Here is an 18176-nt window from a genome sequence, read left to right on the forward strand (position 1 = left end):
TCACTGTGCGGAGGGTGTAACCCGCCATACGGTGTTGCCAACATCATCCGCCACCAGAAGAGCGCCGGCCTTGTCGACCGCAACGCCTACTGGACGGCCGAGAGCCTTATCGCCATCGACAAACCCCGTCAGTACATCTTGCGGGGGCCCAACCGGCTTGCCATTGCTGAACGGAACGAAGATGACCTTGTATCCGCTGCGGGGCTGGCGGTTCCACGAGCCATGCTGGCCGACAAACGCGCCGTTCTTGTATTCAGGGCCAAACAGTGAACCGGTATAGAAGGTCAAACCCAGGGAAGCCGTATGTGGTCCAAGTGCATAATCCGGCTTTATCGCTGAGGCGACAAGCTCCGGGTTTTGCGGGCTGACCCGCACATCGACGTTCTGGCCGTAGTAGCTGTATGGCCAGCCATAAAACCCGCCATCCTTGACCGATGTCATATAGTCGGGAACAAGATCGCTGCCGATCTCGTCGCGCTCATTGACCGCGACCCAGAGTGCGCCACTGTCGGGGTTCCAGGATAGTCCATTCGGGTTTCGCAGACCCCAGGCAAACAGCCTGGTTTTCTTTGTGTTCAGATCGATCTCGAGGACGGCAGCCCGGTTGGCTTCCGCGTCGATGCCGTTCTCGCCGACATTGCTGTTCGATCCGACCGTCGCATAGAGCTTTGTCCCATCGGCGCTGGCGATCACATCTTTCGTCCAGTGGTGATTGATCGGGCCACCTGGCAGGTTCGCGATCTTTTCGGGAGCCGCCGCGATCTTCGTTTCGCTATCGTTATAGGGGTAGGCGACGATCGCATCGGTATTGGCGATGTAGAGCTTGCCGCCGGAAAGGGTCATTCCAAAGGGCGAGTTCAGGTTCTCAAGAAACGGTTCCTTTATCTCGGCCACGCCGTCATTGTCGGCATCGCGCAGTAGCGTGATGCGGTTCGGGCTTGTCACCCCCGCACCGGCCCTGCCCATGACGAGGCCTTCGACCCAACTGCGGATGCTGAAGGATTGGTTCTGCCGGGCGGGCGCATTGGTTTCGGCTACAAGCACATCGCCATTGGGCAGGACATGCAGCCAGCGCGGATGATCGAGGCCCTTGGCAAAGACGTTGATTTTCATCCCTGCAGCAACTGTTGGCGTTTTGCCTTCCGGCCAAGGGGAAGCCTCGGCGATGTTGACCGTGGTGATAGGTTTGGGATTGGGCGGAGGCAAGGTCGGGTCGGGGCCGTATCCCTGTTCAACGGGAATTGTCGCGGACTCCCGCGAATAGAAGTAGACGCCGGCCGCTGCGAGCAGTGCGAGCACCAGCAATGCCCCGATAATGAGAAGTGCGGTTTTCATGGCTGACCCTTGAATGAAGACCCTGGAGTCGTGCAACGCACGAAAATAAACAAAGTTGCCACGAGCGATGCGGCAAACTTGCGCGATCAGAGTGTCGTGCTCTCACCACGCCGTTTTTATATCTTTGCCCTTGCGGTCCAATCGAAAAAATATTCGTCCCCTTCTATCCTCACACCGTGGGTTTGTTTGTCCGAGCATCAAACCTCGCCAACAAGAAGGATGAATACGATGCTTCCGCGTTCAGGAATCTATTATGCAGCTCAGCATATGCACCATGCACAGCGGGTCACATTGCCCCCGCATAAAATCAACGACTCTGAAATCACCTCCGCGGGTTATCGGGAGGAACTGGGTGTTTTCCTGCGCCTTTGGTTGGTCATCCTTGCGGGCGTAGCCGTCATCCTGCTGAGCAGCTGGCTGGTGACAAGCTGATGCGCGAACTGTCACGAAACTCGGCTTCAGAGCGGTCTGAAGCCGAGGTTAAAAAACCGAACGGTCTGGCAGGAGATATCAAATCCATCAGATCGCTCATTCCGCTTGCGCTGGGGACGCTTGTCTTTATGGCAGCTCTTGCCTCCTTGATGAAACTCGTGCCCTGATTGATCCAAAGGCCGCAGAAGCCATCCTTCCCGGCCTAATAGATTTTCAAATCCTTATAGTTTTTTTATTTCTTCTCCCTGTGTCCCGTCTCGAACTTTTATGGTGTTTCGAGCCATATTCCGCCGCGATCAGCGAGCTTGGCAGTGTTGCCACTGCCCCATCTGATTGGACCATCTATGCAATCAATAAGGAGTTCTATCGATGGACATTGTTGTTCTCGCGATAGGTATTTTGTTCTTCGTCCTCTCGCTGGCTTACACCAAAGCCTGCGATAATCTGTGACTGGAAGGAACGGCAAATGACTATCGACTATATTCTCGGCGGCGCTGTGACCTTGTTCCTCCTCGTCTACCTCACCTACGCCCTCGTTCGTCCGGAGCGCTTCTAAGAACCCTTTGCCAATCCATCCCGATGGACGTCTGCAGTGGTTTTCTGCGCTTCCGGTGCTCATGGACGAGAAAGTCCACTGCGCTCCGGTTCTCGAAAACCGCAGCAGCTGTCGCATCGGGCTGAATTCTCAAAAGGGTTCTACAGCACTCGGCTAAGGCTCGGAAAGCTACACCATGACTCTCAACGGTTGGATACAGATCCTCGTCTTCTGCGGGATCATCATTTTGCTCGTGAAACCGCTCGGCGGTTACATGACGCGCGTCTTCAACGGCGATCGCACATTCCTTTCGCCCATCTTCGTTCCTGTGGAGCGAGGCCTCTATCGCATAGCCGGCACCAGCGAACGGGAAGAACAGCATTGGACCACCTACACGGCGGCGCTGCTGTTCTTCAGCTTGGCCGGCTTTGTGGTTCTCTATTTCTTGCAGCGGTTCCAGGGCGTCCTTCCCTATAATCCCGCCGGAATGGGCGCAACCGAACCAAACCTTGCATTCAATACGGCTGTCAGCTTCGTGACCAACACCAACTGGCAAAATTATGGCGGCGAGAGCACGATGTCTTATCTCGTGCAGATGGCCGGTTTCACGGTGCAGAACTTTGTTTCGGCAGCGACCGGTATCGCCATTGCGATCGCGCTCATTCGCGGTTTTGCACGAGCGTCCGGCAAGTCCATCGGTAACTTCTGGGTCGATCTGACCCGGTGCACGCTCTATATCCTGCTGCCGATCTGCATCGTCCTGACAGTCGTTTACGTCTATCTCGGCGTTCCGCAAACGCTCGGAACCTATGTGGATGCTACGACGCTGGAAGGCGCCAAGCAGACGATCGCTGTCGGTCCGGTTGCTTCGCAGCTCGCGATCAAGATGCTCGGCACCAATGGGGGCGGCTTCTTCAACGTCAATTCCGCGCATCCGTTCGAAAATCCCGATGCCATCTCGAATCTCATCCAGATGGTTACGATCTTTGCAATCGGTGCGGCATTGACCAATGTGTTCGGTCGCATGGTCGGCAATCAGCGTCAAGGGTGGGCGATCTTCGCTGCCATGGGCGTCCTGTTCCTGGCGGGTGTGATCGTCTGTTACTGGGGTGAGGCTGCCGGCAATCCACTGGTCCATGCTCTTGGGCTCGACGGCGGTAACATGGAGGGCAAGGAAACACGCTTCGGCATAACCTTATCCGCGCTCTTCGCTGTGATCACCACTGCTGCATCCTGCGGTGCAGTCAATGCAATGCATGACAGCTTCATGGCGATCAGCGGCATGATCCCCCTCATTAACATGATGCTGGGTGAAGTGATCATCGGCGGCGTTGGTGCCGGTCTCTATGGCATCCTGCTCTACGTCATCATCGCAGTCTTCGTGGCTGGTCTGATGGTCGGTCGCACGCCAGAATATCTTGGCAAGAAGATCGAGGCCAAGGAAGTCAAGATGGCCATGCTGGCTGTTCTGGTTCTGCCTTTGGCAATGCTCGGCTTTACGGCGATAGCCACAGTGCTGCCGTCCGCGGTCGCTTCTATAGCGAACGCCGGTCCGCATGGCTTCTCGGAGATCCTGTACGCCTATACTTCTGCAGCGGCGAACAATGGTTCGGCCTTCGGTGGTCTGTCGGGCAATACGGCCTGGTACAACATTACGCTCGGTATCGGGATGTGGATGGGCAGGTTCTTTGTCATCATTCCAGCCCTGGCGATTGCCGGTTCGCTGGTTGCCAAGAAAACCGTTCCGGAATCCGCGGGCACCTTTCCGACCCACGGCGGCCTGTTCGTTGGTCTGCTCGTCGGTGTCATCCTGATCGTCGGCGGTCTCACCTTCTTCCCGGCGCTGGCCGTCGGTCCGATCGTCGAGCACCTCGCCATCGGCCTCGGGCAGACATTCTGATGGGTCCCGTCATGCGTCACAGTTACCTGCAATTCAATCTCAAGCCCCGCGCCGGAAATTTGGCGCGGGGAGCAGAAAAGCGTGTGCGCGCTTCCGACATCATTCTCGGCATGACGCTGATAATGTTGTTCGTCTGGCTCGCCGCATACGGGTTTATTCACATTCACAACTGGAGTCTCAAATGAGCCAGTCCAAATCAGCGAGTCTTATAGACTCATCCATCTTGATACCTGCTATCGGGGGCGCTTTCAAAAAGCTCAACCCGCGTAGCCTCATCCGAAACCCTGTGATGTTCGTCGTCGCCGTGGTTTCAGCCCTGACGACCGTGCTTTTCCTCAAGGACATTGCTACTGGCGGACAAAGCCTCGGTTTCTCCTTCCAGATCATCATCTGGTTGTGGTTCACCGTGCTCTTTGCCAACTTCGCCGAAGCCGTGGCCGAGGGACGCGGCAAGGCGCAGGCAGATTCGTTGCGCAAGGCCCGGACTGAAACCCAGGCGAAACTTCTTTCCGGCGATGACCGCACCAATTTCAAAATGGTACCCGGTGCAAGCCTGAAGGTTGGTGACATCGTTCTTGTCGATGCCGGTGACATCATCCCGTCGGACGGCGAGGTTGTCGAAGGTATCGCTTCGGTCAACGAATCGGCAATCACTGGCGAGTCCGCTCCTGTCATTCGGGAGTCCGGCGGTGACCGTTCTGCGGTGACCGGCGGAACGCAGGTTCTGTCCGACTGGCTGCGCGTTCGGATCACCGCGGCCGCCGGTTCGACCTTCATTGACCGGATGATTGCGCTCGTAGAAGGTGCCGAGCGCCAGAAGACGCCAAATGAAATCGCGCTCAACATCCTCCTCGCAGGCATGACGCTGATCTTCGTTCTTGCCACGGCGACAATTCCGAGTTTTGCCTCCTATGCGGGCGGCGCAATCCCGGTCGTCGTGCTTGTTGCCCTGTTCGTGACGCTGATCCCCACGACAATCGGCGCATTGCTGTCGGCGATCGGTATCGCGGGCATGGACCGGCTCATCCAGTTCAATGTGCTGGCAATGTCCGGGCGTGCCGTCGAAGCTGCGGGCGACGTCGATACGCTGCTCCTCGACAAGACCGGCACGATCACCTTCGGTAACCGTCAGGCTACCGAGTTCCTCCCGGTCAAGGGTGTATCGGAACAGGAACTTGCCGATGCCGCACAGCTTGCTTCGCTGGCGGATGAAACCCCGGAAGGCCGCTCGATCGTTGTTCTCGCCAAGGAAAAATACGGCATACGGGCCCGGGACATGCAGACGCTGCACGCGACGTTTGTGCCCTTCACCGCACAGAGCCGCATGAGCGGTGTCGATATCGATGGTTCATCGATCCGCAAGGGTGCTGTCGACGCTGTTCTCGCCTATGCCAATCAGGTGTCGCTTGCGGCGCCTGGAGCTGGTGGAACGGCTGTTGCGACACGCGCCACGGCAGAAACCATTCGCGATCTGCAGGCTATCGCAGACCAGATCGCCAAGGGTGGCGGCACACCGCTTGCAGTCGTCCGCGATGGCAAGCTGCTCGGCATCATATACCTGAAGGATATCGTCAAGGGTGGCATTCGCGAACGTTTCGCCGAGTTGCGCCGCATGGGCATCCGCACCGTGATGATCACCGGCGACAACCCGCTCACCGCCGCCGCCATTGCAGCGGAAGCCGGCGTCGACGATTTTCTCGCGCAGGCGACGCCGGAAAACAAGCTCACGCTGATCCGCGAAGAGCAGTCGAAGGGCAAGCTTGTCGCCATGTGCGGCGATGGTACCAACGATGCTCCGGCACTTGCCCAGGCAGATGTGGGCGTTGCCATGAACACCGGTACTGTCGCAGCCCGCGAAGCTGGCAACATGGTCGATCTGGACAGCGATCCTACCAAGCTGATCGAGATCGTCGGTATCGGCAAGCAGTTGCTGATGACCCGCGGTGCGTTGACGACCTTCTCGATCGCCAATGATATCGCCAAATACTTTGCCATTATCCCGGCAATGTTCCTGGCGTTCTACCCGCAGCTCGGCGCTCTCAACATCATGGGGCTGCAGACACCCCAGAGCGCCATCCTGTCGGCGATCATCTTCAACGCGCTCATCATCGTGGCGCTCATCCCGTTGTCGCTGAAAGGCGTCAAATACCGGGCTATCGGTGCTGGCGCGCTGCTGAGGCGCAACCTTCTGATTTATGGCCTCGGCGGTGTCATTGTCCCCTTCGTCGGCATCAAAGCTATCGACGTGGTCATCACAAGCCTCGGCTTGGCGTAAAGGATTATTTCAATGTTAAAACAACTCAAACCCGCGATTATCATGATCATTGCCTTCACGGTCATAACCGGCCTTATCTATCCTTTGGGCATGACCGGCATCGCTCAGGTCCTGTTCCCGCGGCAGGCCAATGGCAGCCTCATCGAGAAGAACGGTACCGTCATCGGTTCCGAACTGATCGGTCAGGCCTTCGCCGCCGACAAGTACTTCCATGGCAGGCCATCTGCTGCGGGTGACGGGTACAATGCCGCTGCGTCCAGTGGGTCCAATCTTGGACCGACAAATCCGAAATTGATCGACCGTATCAAGACGGATCTGGCCGCCTTACAGGCAACCAACCCGAATACTCCGGTGCCGATGGATCTCGTTACCACCTCAGGTAGTGGTCTGGATCCGCACGTCTCGCCGGAAGGGGCCTATTTCCAGGTGCCGCGTGTCGCCAAGGCGCGTGGTATCGATGAAACCCGCGTCCGCCAGCTGGTTGATCAGAACGTCCAGGGCCGCGAGCTCGGTTTCATGGGTGAACCGGTGGTGAATGTGCTGGCGCTGAACCAGGCACTTGATGGCCTGACGGCACAGTAGTTGAATGGGAGCCGGGGATCTGCAGCCGCAAACCCCCGGCTTTTGTATGAAAGGCCCACAATGCCCACTGACAGCCGCGACACCGACAGGCGGCCATCGCCTGATGCACTCCTCGAAAATGCGGAGCGCGAGACGCGCGGACGGTTGAAGATTTTTCTCGGGGCAGCACCCGGTGTGGGCAAAACCTATGAAATGCTGATGGCTGGCCGAGCGGCACTTGCGGATGGCAAGGATGTGGTGATCGGTGTTGTCGAGACGCATGGTCGCAAGGAAACACAGGCGCTGGTCAACGGTTTCGAAGTGATCGGGCGCACGCAGATCAACTACAAGGATCATCATCTTCAGGAGATGGACCTCGATGCAATCCTCGCACGCCGGCCAAGCCTCGTTCTGGTTGATGAACTCGCACATACAAACGCTCCAGGCACGCGACATCCGAAGCGGTACATGGATGTGCAGGAGATCCTGGCACACGACATCGATGTCTATTCGACAATGAACATCCAGCATGTCGAAAGCCTGAATGATGTCGTGGCGCAGATCACCAAGGTGCGGGTGCGCGAAACAGTGCCGGATTCGGTCATCGACCAGGCCGATGAGGTCGAGATCATCGATCTGACGCCCGCTGATCTGATCAAGCGTCTGCAGGAGGGCAAGGTCTACGTTCCTGCCAACGCCAAGCGCGCCATGGAAAACTATTTTTCGCCGGGCAATCTGACTGCCCTGCGCGAGCTTGCGCTGCGGCGTACCGCGCAACGTGTCGATGATCAGCTGCTCACCCATATGCAAGCGAATGCGATATCCGGGCCCTGGGCGGCCGGTGACCGGGTTCTCGTCTGTATAGATGAGCATCCGGGCGGTGCTTCACTTGTCAGATATGCCCGCCGTCTTGCGGATCGGCTACGGGCGCCGTGGGCAGCTGTTAACGTGGAAACACAGCGCTCGACGCGTTTTTCAGAAGCGGATCGTAATCGGATCGCATCTACCCTGCGCCTTGCGGGTCAGCTGGGCGGTGATGCGATCACGCTCCCGGGCCGTGCTGCGGCCGAGGAAATCGCTCGTCACGCACGGGAAAACAATGTTACACACATTGTCATCGGCAAGCCGCACAAGGCGCAATGGCGCGAACTCTTTGAAGGGTCGGTATCTCATGATCTGATCCGCCGGGCTGGCAATATCAGCGTGCATGTCATCTCGGGAAGCGAAGAGGGTGCGGGTCCCACGGTGCGGACCGCAGAGCAGGCGCCAATGGCGAGCATCCGGATCAGAGCCTATCTCTTGAGCACCGCCTATGTGATCGGTGCACTCGCATTCGGCCTTTTGCTCTCGAGCGTGGTTGACGTGCGCAACATTGCGCTCGTCTTTCTCATGGCAGTGCTTGCTTCGGCCGTTTCGGTGGGACTCTGGCCGGCTTTGTTCGCATCCGTCCTCAGCGCTCTGATGCTCAATTTCTTTTTTCTCCAACCGCTTTACACGCTCGATATTAGCGATCCTGAAAGCGCCATCGCACTAGCCTTCTTCTTTGGTGTCGCAGTCATTGCCAGCAATCTGACCGCACGGGTCCAGCGTCAGGCCTCGGCGGCACGTCAACGCGCTCGAACGACCGAAGATCTCTATCTGTTCAGCAAGAAGCTCGCTGGGACCGGCACGCTCGACGATGTATTGTGGGCCACGGCGTTCCAGATCGCATCCATGTTGAAAGTTCGTGTGGTTCTGCTCTTGCCAGATCATGGGACCATCGAAGTGAAGGCCGGCTATCCGCCTGACGATACGCTGGACGATGCGGACATCGCGGCGGCGCGCTGGGCCTGGGAGAACAACCGTGCAGCAGGGCGGGGGGCCGACACGCTACCGGGTGCGAAGCGGCTCTATCTGCCGTTGCGGACAGGACGCATGGCGGTCGGCGTCATCGGACTGGATAACGACAAACAGGGGCCGCTGCTCACACCGGAGCAGCAACGCCTGCTCGATGCACTGGCTGATCAGGCGGCTGTCGCCATAGAGCGCACACAGCTTGTGGCCGACGTCGACCGAGCCAAGCTCGCAGCGGAGGCCGACCGCCTTCGCTCGGCGCTGCTGACGTCGATCTCGCACGATCTGAAGACTCCGCTTGCGGCCATCATGGGCGCAGCAGGTACCCTGAAGGAGTTTGCACCAGCCCTGCCGATTGAGGCGCGGGTGGAACTACTCGGGACTGTCATCGACGAGTCCGAGCGGCTCAACCGGTTCATTGCCAATCTGCTAGACATGACCAGGATAGAATCTGGGGCAATGGAGCCGAATTTCGCGTTCCACTACGTTGGCGACATTGTCGGCACCGCGCTGAGCCGGGCTAGAAAGATCATTGGGCAGCACAAGACGGAGGTCAATATTCCGCCCGACCTGCCGATGCTGAGGGTCGATCCGGTGCTGTTCGAGCAGGTATTGTTCAACCTTCTCGACAATGCTTCCAAATATGCACCGGAAGGTTCCTCGCTGCGAATTCAGGCCTGGACCGATGATGGCTGGGTAATCCTGCAGGTCATCGACGAAGGGCCGGGCATCCCCGCCGACGATCTGGAGCGGGTTTTCAATACATTCTATCGCGTACGCAAGGGCGATCAGGTCACAGCCGGCACGGGGCTTGGCCTGTCGATATCACGCGGCTTCATAGAAGCCATGGGCGGCACCATTAAAGCGGAAAGGCGTATCGACCGGTCGGGTACGATCTTCACGATCAGGCTGCCTGTTCCAAAGGAGACGCCAAACCTGGAAGAACTCATATGACAAATTCAAGCGTAAAGATCCTGGTTGTGGATGACGAGCCACCCATCCGCAAGTTGCTCCGGCTCGGCCTCAGCACGCAGGGCTACAACGTAATCGAGGCTATGAACGCTACCGCCGCGATCGAACAGATCGCTCTGATGCAGCCGGACCTCATCGTGCTCGATCTCGGACTGCCGGACCTGTCCGGTTATGAACTGCTGCGTCGCTGGCGCGACGAGGGTTCGGATCTGCCGGTGGTCATTCTTTCAAGCCGAACGGACGAAGGCGGAATCGTGCAGGCGCTGGAGCTCGGTGCAGATGATTACATCACCAAGCCGTTCGGCATGAATGAACTCGTCGCTCGTATACGTGTCGCATTGCGGCACAGGCTGCAGCAGCAGGGCGAAAGGCCGATTTTCGAGACAGGCGGGCTTTCGGTCGATCTGGTCAAGCGCATCGTCAAGGTCGATGGCAAAGAGGTCAAGCTGTCGCCAAAGGAGTATGAGATCCTGCGTGTCCTTGTACAGCACGCGGGCAAGGCTCTGACGCACCGGTTCCTGCTGGCGCAGGTGTGGGGAGGTTCGACGGATGTCCAATATCTGCGCGTTTACGTGCGGCAACTCCGGCAGAAGATCGAGCGGCTGCCCGATCAACCGCAATATATCACGACCGAGACCGGCGTCGGCTATCGCCTCAGAGAAGTAGAGTGAACACTTGCGCACGCGACTGAACATAGAATGAGAATCGTCATGAAATTAGCCGACTATATAAAGCCGGAAAATGTAATCCTGAATCTTGATGTGTCATCCAAAGCGCAGGCGCTGCAGGCAATGTCTGCCGGTGCAAGTGAACTTGCGGCAATTCCAGCCGACACTATTCTGAATGCGCTACTAAAGCGAGAAAAGCTGGGGTCGACTGGCGTAGGACAGGGTGTTGCCCTTCCGCACACGCGCATCGCCGGCATTAACCGACCTGTCGCGATGGTTGCTCGATTGAAGCAGCCGATCGACTTCGAATCGATCGATGGCCAGCCGGTGGATATTGTCTTCCTGTTACTGACGCCGGACGAGGAGCCCAACAAGCATCTCAATGTGCTGGCGTGTTTTTCCAGGAAGCTGCGCTCGCCCGGCGTTCTTGATCAAATGAGAGCGGCGAAGGACGCAACGTCGCTCTATTCGTGTTTTAAAGAGGAACTTTAGCGCTCAGGCGCGTTTACGGTAAGACCGGTCGGATAGGTCCTGCCAGGGATCGGCGAGCAGACAATTATCGTCCTCGGCGCACCAGACGGCACCCGGCTGGTGCTCGCTTTGCGCAACGGCAAAATGCACGGCCGATTGCTTGTCCGCAAAGAGACCGCCGACCAGACGCTGCCTGTCACAGACGATCCAGCAGCCTTCAATATTGCGGCCGACAAGGAAGCGGCAACAATCATTCGAGTTATCGTGATTTTTTACAGTATGTGCCATGATTTCTCACTTCCAGCTTCAGGCTTGCCGGCCTGAAGCGATTGATTTTGTTGAATTGCGTTTTGGTATTAGACGCGCCAAACGAGTGGTGCGGCCTGAGCGTCGGAAGTTGTCTCGACTGGCTTGAAGATCGCGCTGGCGCGATCAGTTTGGCCATGATTGCTTGGCCCACCCAGATGATCCAGAGCCGATCTAATCTCGCCAGCTGTCTCCACAGAGACGGGTACAAGCGGCAGGCGAACTTCTTCACTCATGCCACGGCGATGCTTGAGCGCATACTTCACCGGGCATGGATTTGTATCGAGGTCAAAAGCCTTGAAGACTGGCTGCATTCTTTGCTGAATGTATCTGGCGGTAGCCCAGTCACCGGCTTTGCACGCATCGCGCAGGGCGACAAAAACGTGCGGCAGAACGTTGGCGATGACCGAGATCATCCCGTCGCCACCCAGCAGATTAAATGCATATGCCGTCTCATCGTGACCGGACAGCAGTATGAAGCGGTCATGGAATATTGTGCGAATATACTCGACGCGCTTGACCTCTCCAGTCGCGTCTTTGATGCCCACGATCGAAGGAATCTGGGCAAGCCGGTCGAGGGTGTGCATTGTAAGGTCGACGCCCGTCCTGGACGGCACATTGTAGACGATGATCGGCAAGGTCGTGCTTTGGGCGATCGCCTCGAAGTGGCGAACGATGCCCTCCTGGCTCGGCTTGTTATAGTAGGGAGTGACAATGAGGGCAGCGTCGGCGCCGCAGGACTGGGCCGCGGACGTATGAGCAATAGTCAGTTCAGTGCTATTGGTTCCTGTACCGGCAATGACCGGCACGCGTCCGCGTGAAGTCCGTACGCAGGTTCTGATGATCTTCAGTCGCTCGTCCCAGGCAAGGGTAGGGGCTTCGCCAGTGGTCCCGCAGGGGACGAGGGCATCAATGCCGCATTGTATATGCCACTCCGACAAGGTTGACAGAGCATCATAATCGATAACGCCATTCTGGAAGGGCGTGACGAGCGCGGTCATCACGCCCTTCAATCGTGAAGGGTCGTCTTTGCTGTTCGTAGTCATGGATTTCCTCTTATTGCGATCTATCTGCAGACCCGCCGAACGCCGGCAAACTGCCGGCAACGGCATGATTCACCCGCCTCATTCAGAGAGAGACACCAAGTGCGACGGCAAGTCTCAAACCGGCGGCCCCTGCCAATAGAGCAGTGAGCACCAGCAGCATTATTAACCTCTGGCCGTGCTTCACGGTAAGGTTGGTTTGTTTAGTCTGATCTAATTCTACAGTATTCATCGAGATGGTCATTTCCATGCACTCCAATGATTTGGGTACACAAAAGAAATACCATGCCCGCCGATATGAATTCCATTGCGGGTTCAGAGTAAAGATATCAAGAAGTCATAAAGCGTCGTGGCTCGGCCGGCTGGTGCCGGCCGCGGTCTTCGCGCCCGGTCACTTGAATGACGGCGGCTGCCCAAGATCGAACGACGGCGGGTTGCCGAGGTCGTTGCCCGGAGCGGATGGCAAATTCAGCTGGATATTCTGCAGGTCGACCGCGGGCGTCGAATCAAGGAAGTAGGTAACCATCCCCGGAAAGGCGATGAGTAGACCCACAAGAATCAGCTGCAGAACCAGCCATGGGATTGCACCCATGTAGATATCGCTGGTCTTGATCGATTTTGGCGCAATGCCCCTGAGATAAAACAGGGCAAAGCCGAAGGGCGGGTGCATGAAACTCGTCTGCATATTGGCGCAGATCATCACGCCGAACCAGATGAGATCGATTCCGAGAGCGCTTGCCGCCGGCGCGAGCAATGGAATGACGATGAAGGCGATTTCGAAAAAATCGAGGAAGAAGGCGAGGATAAATATGAAGATATTGACGAAGATCAGAAAGCCGACGACCCCTCCCGGCAGGGAGGTCAGCATGGTTTCGATCCAGTGACCGCCGCCGACGCCCTGAAACACCAGACTGAACACGCGCGCGCCGAGCAGAATGAATACGACCATGGCAGTCAGCCGCATCGTCATATCCATCGCCTGATAAACGAGCTTCCAAGTGAGGCGGCGGTTCAGCCAGGCAATGAACATGGCACCGACAACCCCCATCGCTCCGGCTTCCGTGGGTGTGGCAAGGCCCATGAAGATCGTGCCGAGCACGATGAAGATGAGCGCAAGCGAGGGGATCATGCCGCGAGCGCAGCGTGCCAGCAGCGGCCAGCCACGGAGGGTACGCGCTTCGGGCGGAAGCGCTGGAACGTGATCCGGCCTGATGATGCTGAGGACGAACACCCAGCCCGCGAACAGCAGCACCTGAACGATGCTCGCTCCGGTCGCACCGATATACATATCACCCGGCGACTTGCCGAGCTGATCGGCAAGGACGATGAGCACAAGCGATGGCGGAATAAGTTGGGTGATCGTTCCGGAAGCCGCGATGACGCCGGTGGCGTGGCGGATGTTGTAGCCGTATTTCGCCATCACCGGCAGCGAAATGAGCCCCATGGCGATCACCGAGGCTGCGACGGTTCCCGTGATCGCGCCAAGAATGGCGCCGACCAGGATGACCGCGTAGGAAAGGCCGCCGCGAACGCCACCGAACAGCTGTCCGAACCCTTCAAGCAGGTCCTCGGCGAGGCCGCATCGTTCAAGGATGACGCCCATGAACGTGAAAAACGGGATGGCCAACAGCAACTCGTTGGAGAGGACCGAAAACATCTGGTAGGTGAGATTACCCAGGAAGTCCGGGCTGATTTCGCCCATTTCGATGCCAATAAAGCCGAAGAAAAGCCCGACTGCGGCGAGGGAAAATGCTGCGGGATAGCCGATCACCATAAAGATGATCAGCCCGAAGAACATCAACGGGGCAAGATTATCAGCGAAGAATGTCATCATTGAACGGGTTTCTCGTAGGCAAATTCGCGAACATAATCAGTAGTGAGGGCGAGATAGCATTTGATGAGTTCTGAAATGCCCTGAAGGCCCACCAGTGCGAAGCCCACGGGAAGGCTCAACTTGACGGGCCAGAGCGGAAGACCGCCGGAGTTGGACGATCCTTCATTGGTTACCCATGACAGAACGAACCAGGGCCACGTGAAATAAATCATCAGGCAACATATCGGCAGCAGGAAAAACAGGCCGCCAAGCAAATCGATCCACGTCCTCGTTCTTTCGCTGACGGAGCCGTAAACGAGGTCGACGCGCACGTGCTCGTTCAACTTCAACGTCCAGGCGCCGCCGAGCATGACCATGCCGGCGAAGAGATACCACTGCAGTTCGGAAAGCGAATTTGAATTGCGGCCATAAATGGCGAGGATACCGCGAAACAGGCCGCCGACACCGACATTGTGGTCCAGCCAGATCATCGTGCCGATGCTGTAACGCAAAAAGGCGTTAAAGGCGCAAACCAGCGATGCAAAGAGCACAAAGTAGATTGCAACAATTGCTATGCGACGATTGAATTCGTCTATCCATCCCGTGACGACCAGCCACCGTGACATTCCGGGTCCCCTCCCATTTCACACCGTTCAAACAGGCCGGCGTCCTGCTGTTTGAGTTTTCAGCCGGCCTTGCGGGTTGACAGAGTTAACCCAAGGAATCGAACGTTGCAATGGCGCAGCTTTCGTCAATTTCGCTGAATGCAAGCAGGTGCCGGCGATCCGGAGCCTTCACTTCCTGATGCAATTGCGCAATCATCGGGAGCGCAAGGAGGAGTACTAATGGCGAAAGATTCGGATGTCTCGGGCCAGCTGACTGGCGGTTGCGTTTGCGGCCATGTGCGCTACCGCATGGAAACTGCGCCGATCGTTGTCCACGGCTGCCACTGCCGTTATTGCCAGCGGATGTCGGGTTCGGCTTTCGCGGTCAACGCCATGATCGAGGCGGACCGCGTCACACTCACCGGTGAGGGCAAGCCTGACGCAATTCACACGGCGTCGGCATTGCCAGCCGGCCAGATGATCCATCGCTGCCCGCGCTGTGCCGTACCGCTATGGGCCAATCATGCCCAACTTGGCGAGACCTTCGCGCTCGTTTACGTCGGCACGCTGGACGACGCTGCCAAGCTAACTCCCGACATTCATTGTTTCACGACGACCAAACATTCCTGGATCTCGTTACCGGCGGGTGTTCCGGCCTTCGAAGGCAACTACGATGCGGAACAGGTCTGGAGCGCTGAAGCCAAAGCGCGGTTCACAACGGCAATGCAAGGTGAAACATGATGAAGCAGACGGCTCTTCCCTCAGGCGCGATGGTTCCGGTGCTCGGTCAGGGGACATGGTTCATGGGCGAGGACAGACGGCAGTTCTATCAGGAAGCGGATGCATTGCGGCTTGGCCTCGATCTCGGCATGAGCCTGATCGATACGGCGGAAATGTATGGCAATGGCGGGGCAGAGGAAGTGGTCGCCGAAGCCATCGAACACAGGCGCGACGAGGTTTTTCTGGTAAGCAAGGTCTTACCATCAAATGCATCACGAAGGGGTACAGCACTTGCCTGCGAACGCAGTCTCAAGCGACTGAAATGCGAAACGATAGACCTCTATCTCCTACACTGGCGCGGCGGCTACCCGCTTGAAGAGACGGTGGCTGGATTCGAAGATCTGATCAAGGCCGGGAAGATCCGTCATTGGGGTGTCAGCAATTTCGACACGGAAGATATGGAAGAGCTTCAGGCGATCGACGGCGGCAAGGCTGTCTCGACGAACCAGGTGCTCTATAATCTCAGCCGGCGCGGCGTCGAGTTTGAGCTATTGCCCTGGTGCCAGGCACACAAGATGCCGATAATGGCCTATTCGCCGATCGAGCAGGGGCGGATGCTCAATCATCCGGCACTCGCGCGTATTGCCAAGGAGTGTGGGGCAAGTCCGGCGGCGGTGGCATTGGCTTTCGTTCTGAGCCACGACGGTGTCATCGCTATTCCAAAATCGAGTACCTCCAAGCACATACGGGAGAATCGTCGCGCAGTCGATGTTAAGCTGACGGCGGATCAACTTGCTGTTCTGGATGAAGCTTTCCCTCCGCCGCGACGAAAACGACCGCTTGAGATGCTCTAGATTTCTCCGGAAACATCGCGTCGCTGTCTGTCCAGTTCTTCGCTGTAGCGGCGGAGTGTATGGCTTTCAGTGAGCAGACCGATGACGCGGCGCTCGACAAGATCATTGACGACAGCCAGTTCTTCGCTTTCCGCCTTGTCAAAAATAGCGGCAGCCTGTTTGGCGTTCATCTGTGGTTGCAGGAAGTCGTTCTTGTATTTGATCAGGCCGACAATCGATTGGCCTTCGTCGGAGCTTTCGGTCACGCCCGAATGTGCCTCCGGTACCAGAACCATGCCGGCGTATTTGTTGTTATCGTCGACAATGATCACGCGCTGGGTTGAGCCGAGCGGGAAATCGCGACGGAACTCATCAATGCTCAGGTTGGATGGCGCTGTACGGACATCGACACGCATGAGCTTGGCCACGGTCAGATTGCGGATCCAGCCTACATCATGCGCACTTCTGATGCTTTCGCCTCTCAGGTGGAAACGCCAGGTAGCGAAGGAATAGCCGAACAGATTGCGTACAGTGAGCGAGGCGGTAATCACGGCTGCAAGGACCAATACCGTTATCGGAAAGTCCCCTGTGATCTCGAGGGCGAGGAACGTCATGGTCATGGGTCCGCCGATGACCGAAACGGCCAGGGCACTCATGCCGACAACGGCGTATATTACGGGTGTCAACGTGGCATGGGCGAAGACGTAGGGTGCCGAATAGGCAAAGAGCTTGCCCAGTAATGCGCCCATGAACAGCGAGCCGAAAAACAGGCCGCCGCGGAAACCCGAACCGATGGAAATCGCCGAGGCAAACGCCTTGAGCAGGAGGACGCCAATCAAAGCCGCAATCGGAGTTGTGTTATCGAGATTGAGGTGCAGCGCGCCATGGCCGCCGGAAAGAACCTGAGGTGAGATCAGCGCCAAAAGGCCGATGAGTGCACCGCCAAACAATGGCCGGATCGGTCCGGGAATAAAGCTCTTTCGCGCAATCTGCTCGATAAACGCAACCCCCTTCATGAGAAGGATGCCGGCCAGCGCGCAGAAGACACCGAGAAGCAGAGCCGGGATATAATCTGCGGGGACCACTGTGCCGAAACTGCCGATATCGATGATGAAATTATTGCCGGCGAGCATCCGCGCGATGATTGTTGCAGCGAGTGCTGAAACGACGACGGGCGCCAGACTAAGGATCGTATAGGAACCGATGATCAGCTCGAAAGCGTAGAATGAACCGGTCAGAGGAGCATTAAACGCAGCCGCAATTGCGCCGGCGGCGCCACAGCCGACGAGGATGCGCAGGTCCGAACGACGCAATTGCAGGGAGAGGCCAATCTTCGAAGCAAGGCCCGATGCGAGCTGGGTGTAGCCAGCTTCGAGACCAACCGATGCTCCGAAACCGTTGGAGATGAGGTTTTGAGCAGCAATGATGAGACTGTCATTGAGTGAAAGACGTCCGCCGTGCAGCGCGTTTGCCTCGATAGGGTCGACCATGGGTCTTTTCCGGTAACGGTTGAGAATGAGCAGCACGAATCCCAAAATGGCGCCGCCCGTCACAGGTGCGACGAGCAAGAGAACGTGGTCATTCGCCATGATCGACGAGAGCCGTTCGCCTTCGTTCAACCCGAAAATCAACTCGTGCATCTGCTGCGCGATGAAGCTCATGGCGGTGACGATGAAGCCCGACACGATACCGACAGCCGCCGCCGCAAGAACGAGGCCAAGTTCGGTGCTGCGGGCAAATGCTCTCAGACGACTTGGTGCAAGAAATATGGAGAATACGCCTAATCGGCGTAGTGCCAGTTTGCGAGACATTGTCGGCCCGGTGAGTTGGTTTGATGATAAGAGAGTGGACAGGTCGACAGCCGGATATACGCT

18 protein-coding genes are annotated in these 18176 nt (G+C 57.4%); 11 read left to right on the forward strand and 7 right to left on the reverse strand.

From position 1 onward, the window contains the following. On the reverse strand, positions 1-1335 hold the full coding sequence (locus LB462_RS17755; RefSeq protein ID WP_224510767.1) for a PQQ-dependent sugar dehydrogenase: 1335 nt from the start codon (positions 1333-1335) through the stop codon (positions 1-3). A gap of 9 nt (positions 1336-1344) precedes the next feature. Here LB462_RS17755 and LB462_RS17760 point away from each other — a divergent pair, with 9 nt between their 5' ends. From LB462_RS17760 to LB462_RS17800, 9 genes are all read left to right on the forward strand, one after another. After that, the gene (locus LB462_RS17760) at positions 1345-1767 is read left to right on the forward strand and encodes a hypothetical protein (RefSeq protein ID WP_224510769.1); all 423 of its coding nucleotides are present in this window, start codon (positions 1345-1347) and stop codon (positions 1765-1767) included. A gap of 466 nt (positions 1768-2233) precedes the next feature. Further along, positions 2234-2323: a K(+)-transporting ATPase subunit F gene (locus tag LB462_RS17765; protein ID WP_224510771.1), complete on the forward strand. Its 90-nt coding sequence runs from the start codon at positions 2234-2236 to the stop codon at positions 2321-2323. A 175-nt stretch (positions 2324-2498) separates the two neighbouring features. Continuing rightward, the gene (kdpA, locus tag LB462_RS17770; RefSeq protein WP_224510774.1) at positions 2499-4202 is read left to right on the forward strand and encodes a potassium-transporting ATPase subunit KdpA; all 1704 of its coding nucleotides are present in this window, start codon (positions 2499-2501) and stop codon (positions 4200-4202) included. A gap of 11 nt (positions 4203-4213) precedes the next feature. Next, positions 4214-4387, forward strand: coding sequence for a hypothetical protein (locus tag LB462_RS17775; protein ID WP_224510776.1), 174 nt, complete (start codon positions 4214-4216; stop codon positions 4385-4387). Beyond that, positions 4384-6477 (forward strand): potassium-transporting ATPase subunit KdpB, encoded by a 2094-nt coding sequence (gene kdpB, locus LB462_RS17780; protein ID WP_224510779.1) that lies wholly within the window; start codon positions 4384-4386, stop codon positions 6475-6477. The genes LB462_RS17775 and kdpB overlap by 4 nt, the downstream gene beginning before the upstream one ends. Before the next feature lie 12 nt (positions 6478-6489). Beyond that, the gene (gene kdpC, locus LB462_RS17785; RefSeq protein WP_112523914.1) at positions 6490-7059 is read left to right on the forward strand and encodes a potassium-transporting ATPase subunit KdpC; all 570 of its coding nucleotides are present in this window, start codon (positions 6490-6492) and stop codon (positions 7057-7059) included. Positions 7060-7119: 60 nt separating this feature from the next. Further along, positions 7120-9825 (forward strand): DUF4118 domain-containing protein, encoded by a 2706-nt coding sequence (locus LB462_RS17790; RefSeq protein WP_224510781.1) that lies wholly within the window; start codon positions 7120-7122, stop codon positions 9823-9825. Continuing rightward, a complete protein-coding gene (locus LB462_RS17795) occupies positions 9822-10514 on the forward strand; it encodes a response regulator transcription factor (protein ID WP_224510783.1) in 693 nt (230 codons plus the stop codon). Before LB462_RS17790 ends, LB462_RS17795 begins: the two co-directional genes overlap by 4 nt. 39 nt (positions 10515-10553) lie before the next feature. Next, on the forward strand, positions 10554-11003 hold the full coding sequence (locus LB462_RS17800) for a PTS sugar transporter subunit IIA (RefSeq protein ID WP_224510785.1): 450 nt from the start codon (positions 10554-10556) through the stop codon (positions 11001-11003). 3 nt (positions 11004-11006) lie between these two features. Here LB462_RS17800 and LB462_RS17805 read toward each other — a convergent pair whose 3' ends face one another. The 5 genes from LB462_RS17805 to LB462_RS17825 form a co-directional block, all read right to left on the reverse strand. Then, a complete protein-coding gene (locus LB462_RS17805; protein ID WP_224510787.1) occupies positions 11007-11270 on the reverse strand; it encodes a hypothetical protein in 264 nt (87 codons plus the stop codon). A gap of 68 nt (positions 11271-11338) precedes the next feature. Next, positions 11339-12334, reverse strand: a complete 996-nt coding sequence (gene dapA / locus LB462_RS17810) for a 4-hydroxy-tetrahydrodipicolinate synthase (protein ID WP_224510789.1) — start codon at positions 12332-12334, stop codon at positions 11339-11341. Positions 12335-12416: 82 nt separating this feature from the next. Next, complete coding sequence (locus LB462_RS17815) at positions 12417-12575, reverse strand: hypothetical protein (RefSeq protein ID WP_224510791.1); 159 nt, start codon at positions 12573-12575, stop codon at positions 12417-12419. A gap of 147 nt (positions 12576-12722) precedes the next feature. After that, positions 12723-14165: a TRAP transporter large permease gene (locus LB462_RS17820; RefSeq protein ID WP_112523900.1), complete on the reverse strand. Its 1443-nt coding sequence runs from the start codon at positions 14163-14165 to the stop codon at positions 12723-12725. Beyond that, positions 14162-14770, reverse strand: coding sequence for a TRAP transporter small permease subunit (locus LB462_RS17825; protein WP_224510793.1), 609 nt, complete (start codon positions 14768-14770; stop codon positions 14162-14164). Before LB462_RS17825 ends, LB462_RS17820 begins: the two co-directional genes overlap by 4 nt. Before the next feature lie 219 nt (positions 14771-14989). Here LB462_RS17825 and LB462_RS17830 point away from each other — a divergent pair, with 219 nt between their 5' ends. Together LB462_RS17830 and LB462_RS17835 are read left to right on the forward strand one after the other, a co-directional pair. Beyond that, positions 14990-15490: a GFA family protein gene (locus LB462_RS17830; protein ID WP_224510795.1), complete on the forward strand. Its 501-nt coding sequence runs from the start codon at positions 14990-14992 to the stop codon at positions 15488-15490. After that, positions 15487-16323, forward strand: a complete 837-nt coding sequence (locus tag LB462_RS17835; protein WP_224510797.1) for an aldo/keto reductase — start codon at positions 15487-15489, stop codon at positions 16321-16323. The genes LB462_RS17830 and LB462_RS17835 overlap by 4 nt, the downstream gene beginning before the upstream one ends. Here LB462_RS17835 and LB462_RS17840 read toward each other — a convergent pair. Continuing rightward, positions 16320-18113: a chloride channel protein gene (locus LB462_RS17840; RefSeq protein WP_224510799.1), complete on the reverse strand. Its 1794-nt coding sequence runs from the start codon at positions 18111-18113 to the stop codon at positions 16320-16322. The two genes, LB462_RS17835 and LB462_RS17840, sit on opposite strands and share 4 nt — an antisense overlap. Positions 18114-18176 lie beyond the last annotated feature (63 nt).

The organism is Phyllobacterium chamaecytisi (assembly GCF_020164455.1).
GTDB lineage: Bacteria > Pseudomonadota > Alphaproteobacteria > Rhizobiales > Rhizobiaceae > Phyllobacterium > Phyllobacterium chamaecytisi.

What these genes read in the sequence shown, in the direction of transcription:
- LB462_RS17755 (WP_224510767.1), bottom strand. Translation starts at nt 1,335, where the DNA reads ATGAAAACCGCACTTCTCATTATCGGGGCATTGCTGGTGCTCGCACTG.
- LB462_RS17765 (WP_224510771.1), top strand. Translation starts at nt 2,234, where the DNA reads ATGACTATCGACTATATTCTCGGCGGCGCTGTGACCTTGTTCCTCCTC.
- kdpA (WP_224510774.1), top strand. Translation starts at nt 2,499, where the DNA reads ATGACTCTCAACGGTTGGATACAGATCCTCGTCTTCTGCGGGATCATC.
- LB462_RS17775 (WP_224510776.1), top strand. Translation starts at nt 4,214, where the DNA reads ATGCGTCACAGTTACCTGCAATTCAATCTCAAGCCCCGCGCCGGAAAT.
- kdpB (WP_224510779.1), top strand. Translation starts at nt 4,384, where the DNA reads ATGAGCCAGTCCAAATCAGCGAGTCTTATAGACTCATCCATCTTGATA.
- kdpC (WP_112523914.1), top strand. Translation starts at nt 6,490, where the DNA reads ATGTTAAAACAACTCAAACCCGCGATTATCATGATCATTGCCTTCACG.
- LB462_RS17790 (WP_224510781.1), top strand. Translation starts at nt 7,120, where the DNA reads ATGCCCACTGACAGCCGCGACACCGACAGGCGGCCATCGCCTGATGCA.
- LB462_RS17795 (WP_224510783.1), top strand. Translation starts at nt 9,822, where the DNA reads ATGACAAATTCAAGCGTAAAGATCCTGGTTGTGGATGACGAGCCACCC.
- LB462_RS17800 (WP_224510785.1), top strand. Translation starts at nt 10,554, where the DNA reads ATGAAATTAGCCGACTATATAAAGCCGGAAAATGTAATCCTGAATCTT.
- LB462_RS17805 (WP_224510787.1), bottom strand. Translation starts at nt 11,270, where the DNA reads ATGGCACATACTGTAAAAAATCACGATAACTCGAATGATTGTTGCCGC.
- dapA (WP_224510789.1), bottom strand. Translation starts at nt 12,334, where the DNA reads ATGACTACGAACAGCAAAGACGACCCTTCACGATTGAAGGGCGTGATG.
- LB462_RS17815 (WP_224510791.1), bottom strand. Translation starts at nt 12,575, where the DNA reads ATGACCATCTCGATGAATACTGTAGAATTAGATCAGACTAAACAAACC.
- LB462_RS17820 (WP_112523900.1), bottom strand. Translation starts at nt 14,165, where the DNA reads ATGATGACATTCTTCGCTGATAATCTTGCCCCGTTGATGTTCTTCGGG.
- LB462_RS17825 (WP_224510793.1), bottom strand. Translation starts at nt 14,770, where the DNA reads ATGTCACGGTGGCTGGTCGTCACGGGATGGATAGACGAATTCAATCGT.
- LB462_RS17830 (WP_224510795.1), top strand. Translation starts at nt 14,990, where the DNA reads ATGGCGAAAGATTCGGATGTCTCGGGCCAGCTGACTGGCGGTTGCGTT.
- LB462_RS17835 (WP_224510797.1), top strand. Translation starts at nt 15,487, where the DNA reads ATGATGAAGCAGACGGCTCTTCCCTCAGGCGCGATGGTTCCGGTGCTC.
- LB462_RS17840 (WP_224510799.1), bottom strand. Translation starts at nt 18,113, where the DNA reads ATGTCTCGCAAACTGGCACTACGCCGATTAGGCGTATTCTCCATATTT.